Source organism: Nevskia soli, from assembly GCF_903970205.1.
Lineage (GTDB): Bacteria > Acidobacteriota > Terriglobia > Bryobacterales > Bryobacteraceae > Bog-113.
Genome location: NZ_CAJCHS010000225.1, coordinates 1 through 5,943, shown reverse-complemented (window position 1 = coordinate 5,943; position 5,943 = coordinate 1). Strand labels below are relative to the sequence as shown.

General features: G+C 57.0%; 6 protein-coding genes. All 6 read left to right on the top strand.

The window, feature by feature from the left end; translation table 11 throughout:
• A partial coding sequence (locus H1Y01_RS10265; protein WP_180540427.1) for an MtrB/PioB family outer membrane beta-barrel protein occupies window positions 1-1,923 on the top strand: 1,923 nt, incomplete at its 5' end.
• An 18-nt stretch (window positions 1,924-1,941) separates the two neighbouring features.
• Window positions 1,942-3,372, top strand: a complete 1,431-nt coding sequence (locus H1Y01_RS10260) for a NapC/NirT family cytochrome c (RefSeq protein WP_180540426.1) — start codon at window positions 1,942-1,944, stop codon at window positions 3,370-3,372.
• 38 nt (window positions 3,373-3,410) lie between these two features.
• Window positions 3,411-3,722, top strand: a complete 312-nt coding sequence (locus tag H1Y01_RS10255) for a c-type cytochrome (protein ID WP_180540425.1) — start codon at window positions 3,411-3,413, stop codon at window positions 3,720-3,722.
• 125 nt (window positions 3,723-3,847) lie between these two features.
• Window positions 3,848-4,396, top strand: coding sequence for a hypothetical protein (locus H1Y01_RS10250; RefSeq protein ID WP_180540424.1), 549 nt, complete (start codon window positions 3,848-3,850; stop codon window positions 4,394-4,396).
• Window positions 4,363-4,758 (top strand): DoxX-like family protein, encoded by a 396-nt coding sequence (locus tag H1Y01_RS10245; RefSeq protein WP_180540423.1) that lies wholly within the window; start codon window positions 4,363-4,365, stop codon window positions 4,756-4,758. Before H1Y01_RS10250 ends, H1Y01_RS10245 begins: the two co-directional genes overlap by 34 nt.
• A complete protein-coding gene (locus H1Y01_RS10240; RefSeq protein WP_180540422.1) occupies window positions 4,755-5,657 on the top strand; it encodes a DUF3419 domain-containing protein in 903 nt (300 codons plus the stop codon). Before H1Y01_RS10245 ends, H1Y01_RS10240 begins: the two co-directional genes overlap by 4 nt.
• Window positions 5,658-5,943: the final 286 nt, after the last annotated feature.

Below are 5,943 nucleotides of genomic sequence, written 5' to 3'. Positions count from 1 at the left end.
GCTGCTGCAACACCTGCTGCCGCGCCCGATACCCCGCAGACTACGCCGGGTGAAAACTGGCTTACCGGATCGATCGACTTAGGCTATCGCTGGCAAACCGGAGTCGGAGGTAGCTTTGACACCTACCGAAGCATCGTAGACTTGGGTTCCGGTCCAAAGCTAGTCGGCGCCGATTTCACTATCACTGACCCGAAACATCGGATTTTTGACCAGATCGATGTCCGCGCGTATAACTGGGGAGATGATCCTTACCAAACGCTTCATGTCGACGCGCGGAAGAAGAAGCTATACGACCTCAACCTTGATTACCGCGATATTGCGTACTTCGACTTCCTGCCTTCGTACGCAGATCCGCTACTCTCGACTCGCGGCATCACGCTCAACGAGGAATCCTTCGACACACACAGGCGAATGGCCAGCGCCTCTCTTGACCTATTGCCCGGAAACTGGATTGTACCGTACGTGGCTTACGACCGGGACTCCGGATCAGGAACCGGCGCAACTGCCTTCGTCTCGGACGCGAACTCCTTTCCCGTGCCGAATTCGATGTCGGATCGAACGAATCTGTACCGGGCTGGGGTTCGGATAGAGCTCCGGCGCTTTCACGTCACGTTGGAAGAGGGTGGGACCACGTTCGAGAATAATCAGGACCTGTATCAGCCTTCCGGATCAACCAACTACGGCAACTTCCTCAACCCGTTTTTGGGCCAGCCCATTTACCTGACAGCTCTGATGGCGTCCTACGGAATTACCGGATCGAGCACTTATAGCAAAGGCTTGTTTACCGCGAACGCCACTTCCTGGCTCGACCTCTACGGGCAGTTCCTCTACAGCGATCCGAATACGAACGTTAATTACAACCAATACGACACCGGAAACCTGGTGGTCACGAACGAGATACTGTTCTACACGGGACAGCAGTTTCTTCTGGACGCTGCAGCCAAATCACCGCACACATCGGGAAGCCTTGGGGCGGAGATTAGACCTTTCCGCAAATTCCGAATCGTCCAGTCCTGGCTTACCGATCGTATGCACGATACCGGATGGGCAAATTCCAACCAGATCTTAACGGATCTCGGCGTCTCGGCGCCAACGGCAGCCCTTTTGTCGTCGTCATTGGTCAACAACTATAACCGCGAAGAAATCGATCTCTTCTACGACCCAGTTCCGAAACTCACCCTGCGCGCTGGGTATCGGTACGTCTGGGGCGACGCCGGAGACGCCGTGTTACCTACAGCCGGATTAGTCGGCGCGGAACAAGGTAAGCTGAGCCAAAATGTGGCAATCGTCGGTGCTACTTACCGCGCGCGTCAGAAGCTAAACCTTTCCGGCGACCTGGAAGTTGCGGCGAGCGATGGAGCCTACTTTCGGACGAGTTTGTACAACTACCAGAAGTTCCACGCTCAAGCGCGCTACCAGGCATCTGCTTCACTCAGCGTCTCAGCCACGTTTCTTCTACTCAACAACTCGAACCCGCTGCCCAACATCAACTATTCGGAACTTGCGGCAGTTCAGGAGTCGCTTTCCTTCCTGTGGGCGCCTCAGGGCAAGCCCTGGAACGTTCAAGGCTCTTACACGCGTGCCGGAATTTACTCGGATATCGGGTACCTCGAACCCGAGACCCTAACACCGGAACGGGCGATTTACCGTGACAACTCGCATACGGCTACCGGCCTGTTTAGCTCCCGATTGCCGCACTATTCGGGACTTATTCCTACCGTCACCGCCGGCGGGTCGTTCTTCATTTCCTCGGGGAGCCGGCCTACCAATTACTACCAGCCCTTCGCCAAGCTCCTCGTGCCCGTGCGCAATAACCTTGCCTGGTTCACTCAATGGACGTATTACGGCTATGGGGAGACGTTTTACGAGTACGAAGGCTTTCGATCGAATTCGATTATGACCGGACTGAGGTTCTCACGATGATGTTAGACGAGCTAAGACATGCCTGAACATCAAGAGCGCCCTCTGATCCTTCTCCTTACGAGCCATTGGGTCAGTATGTTAGGCGCCGCCCTGGTGACACTAGCCGGATTCTCCTGGCTGTTCGCCCTCCCGGCGAATATACGCGGGCATGCTCAAAATCCTTACATCGGATTGCTGCTGTTCGTCGCCATCCCGATGGTGTTCTTTGCCGGGCTGGCATTGATTCCGATAGGCATAATCCTCGCGAAACGGCGCGTGGAACAGGAATTCGCCACGTTGCCGGACCGGCACGCGGCGTGGCGCCGCGCAGGTATTTTTTTCGGCGTCATGACCGCAGCAAACGTCTTAATCGGCAGCCAGTTGACTTACCGCTCCGTAGAGCATATGGAAACGGTACAGTTTTGCGGTCAGACCTGCCATGTAATGAATCCCGAGTTCACCGCGCACTTACTTGCTCCGCACCAGCAGGTGGCTTGCGCAACTTGCCACGTGGCGCCGGGAGCAACCGGCTGGTTGAAAGCCAAGATGAACGGAACGAAGCAGCTCATGGACGTAGTGTTCAACAAGTTTCCGCGTCCCATTGAGGGGGGGCTGGAAAGCAACAAGTTAGTTTCTTCCGCTGCTACTTGCGAGCAATGTCACGAGAGCCAGGTGTTCATTGGACCGGAGTTGCGCACCATCACGAAGTACAAGGATGAGGCAGCGAACACCCGCACCGAAACCGTCCTGATGATGCAGGTCGGCGGCGGCCGGTTCGGTGGTATCCACGGCGCCCACCTGGGTCCAGGCGTTCACATTCGATATGCCGCGCAAGATAAGACGCGGCAAACCATTCCATGGGTTGAGTACCGCAATATCGAGAAGGGAGTGACGCGAACCTATCTCGCTTCGGGCGCCAAGCCCGACGTCGCGGGAACTCTGCCCGTCTTCGAAATGCAGTGCGCCGATTGTCACAATCGAGCGGCACACTCCTTTGAAGCCCCCGATCGCGCGGTCGATAATGCGATCACGACAGGCCGTATCGCTCCCGATCTCCCCTTTGTAAAGAAAACCGGCGTTGAGTTGATCAAGGTTAACTATCAGACCGATGAGGACGCTCGGCAGAAGATTCCTTCCTCCCTGGCGAACTTCTATCAGCAGAAATACCCCGACATCGCAGCCAAGCGCGCCTCGGACGTTCAAGCCGCCGGCAATGCGCTGCTGGCGATTTACCAGCACAATGTCTTTCCGGACTTAAAAGTAACTTGGGGCACATACCCGAATAACCTGGGACACACGGACAACCCCGGCTGTTTTCGTTGTCACGATGACAGCCACGCCACGGCTGACAAGAAAACAATTACGCAGGATTGCAGCGCGTGCCACCAATCTCTGGCCATGGATGAGGCGTCGCCGGAGATACTGAAAACCCTCGGGGTCGCCGAGACCTCTACCGGTGTACGGCAGTAACAGTTTTGAATAACCAAAGGAGAAGAAACAAGATGCGAATGATTCTAGCGGTACTAACCCTTTCGACCTTTACAGCCGGCGCCGGTTTCGCCGCGGATGCAAAGGCCGGCGAAGCTGTCTACAACCGGGCATGCAAGTCGTGCCACGGAGCCGACGGAACCCCTAACCCGGCGATTGCGAAGATGATGAAGGTTGAAATGCGAGACTTGAAATCGCCCGCGGTACAAGCCTTGAGCGACGCCGACATAAAGACCATCGTCACCGCCGGCAAGGGTAAGATGCATGCTATCGCGTCAGTCACCGGGCCGGCCGTCGACAATGTCATCGCCTACGTTCGAACTCTCAAGTAGAGATCAGCCGCTCGACATATTGGGGGATAACGATGGCGAGTGGGCGAGTCCCGAATCCTGATCAGAGGGCATGGTCTGGCCTTGTAAGTTGGCTGTTCGCAGGAAACCCCGCGGCCGAAGAAGTGATGACATCGATTGGCTGCGACGAAACTCCCGAGACCGTGTGGAGTCGCATGATGACGTACGAAGAGGTTCCCCTGCGGCCGCCGGTCTTGCTTCGCGCCCTACTGCCACAACCGCGGCGGACCCAAGGGGATAAGACTTGCGTGGAAGCGGAAGTCTTGTGTCTTTACGATAGCGGCTTCCTGGTCAAACGTATCACGAAGGTCGAGCCGCCTCACTTACTGCAATTCGACGTGGTTCAACAGCGCCTCGGGATCGAAGGCTGCATTACAGCGCTGGGTGGCTCGTACGAGATTCGATCGGTGAAAGGCCGGACTGAAATCGCACTGGCGACGAAGTACCAAGGCTATCTGCGGCCGCGCTATCTCTGGCAGCCTATCGAGCGATTCATCGCGCATCAGTTTCACCATCATATACTGAACGGGATGTGCGCATCATTCCCACGCTTAGACTTAGTTGCCCGCCCGGCAACGGCAGGTGACTTGGCGGGGAATGACTTTGCCCCCCCGGAACCTATATGCACGACGCCGCTATTGCGTTCCCAGCGTTAGTTATCATTCGCGGTGCTGTTGCCGCCGTCTGGCTCTACGAGGGACTATGGAATAAAGTTCTTGGAAACGCCCAAAGAGAATCGGATATCGTCGCGATGGTTCCGAAGCTCGGGCCGCTGTTCGGTAAATGGTTTCTGAAATTACTGGGAGTCATAGAGGTCGCGATCGCGGCGTGGATACTGTCCGGAATCTATCCCGGCGCCTGCGCGATCGTGCAGATCGCGTTACTTGTGGTCCTTAACATCAACGGACTTCTGTGGGCGCGTCAACTAATCCACGATCCTGCCGGAATGGTTGTGAAGAACGCCGCCTTTCTCGTACTTGTCTGGGCGTGCGGCGCGCTCCCAGGGACGCGGCCGTGAGCCGGGAAACACCGTGGTATGCGGGACGTTTCAAATCCTCGCACGGGGCGCAGCAATTGTTATTCGGACAGATGTATGAGGACGCCGCAATCGAGCAGAAGGCGTTTGAGAACAAGGGCCGCGTTTTTTGTATAGCTTCGGCCGGCTGCACAGCAATAAGACTCTCTGGTGACCACGACGTAGTCGCTTGCGACATCAATCCGGTGCAACTTGAGTACGCGGAGCGCCGCGTCCTAGGCGCAGGCTTGGTTGCCGGATATGTCGCTGGCTGTGCTGAGCGCGCCATGGCCGCCGCGCGCGCTTTTGCGCCATTGGTAGGTTGGAGCACTCGAAAGGTTCGCGCATTCCTCGCCCTTTCCGACGTTACAGAACAGGTCGAGTTTTGGCGTTCGCAGCTAGACACACAGCGTTTCCGCACAAGCTTCGAGGCGCTGCTATCTCGCGCGATCCTACGTCTTGTGTATGCCCCGGAGTTTCTTGCCTTCTTACCGCCCAATTTCGGCGAGATACTTAGGAGGCGACTGGAAAGCGGCTTCGCTCGGCATGCCAACGCGACGAATCCGTTCGCACGCGCATTGCTTCTGGGCGAACCGCACGACGAGCCGCGGCCGGCAACTTGCCGCGTCCAGTTCGCACTCGGCGACGCGGCTTCCTACCTTGAGTGCTGCCCGGCCGGCTCCTTTGACGCGTTCTCCTTATCGAACATCCTGGATGGCGCGCAACCTTCTTACCGCGACCGGCTTTCGAGGGCCGTCCGTCATGCGGCGACCAAGGACGCCGTCGTTGTGCTTCGAAGCTTCGCAGAACCGCAGCCTGAACTCATCACCAATCACGCCCAATCGGATCGCGCACTGCTGTGGGGAGTTGTCGATGTACGCAGCGCGCACTTATTCGAATGATGCTTTCGATATGACGCGGGAAGCGATTCGAGAGCCCCCGCCGCTCATCGCCAGGGCAATCTTACCGGTGCCAGGGAGTGGACTGATGCAAGAAAAGCCTCGCCCCGGAAACGCTCCGAATCTCAATATCCACTCTTTCTCCCTTTATATGACCACTTTTTGTTGGGACCGCAGCACCTCGCCTAAACGCTGGACTGCCCGGGGAACTTCAGCGGTCGTGGTACTTCCGAACCCGAGAATAAAGCCCTGGCGGGCCGGCTTCCCTAAGTATGAAGGTGACAAAGGC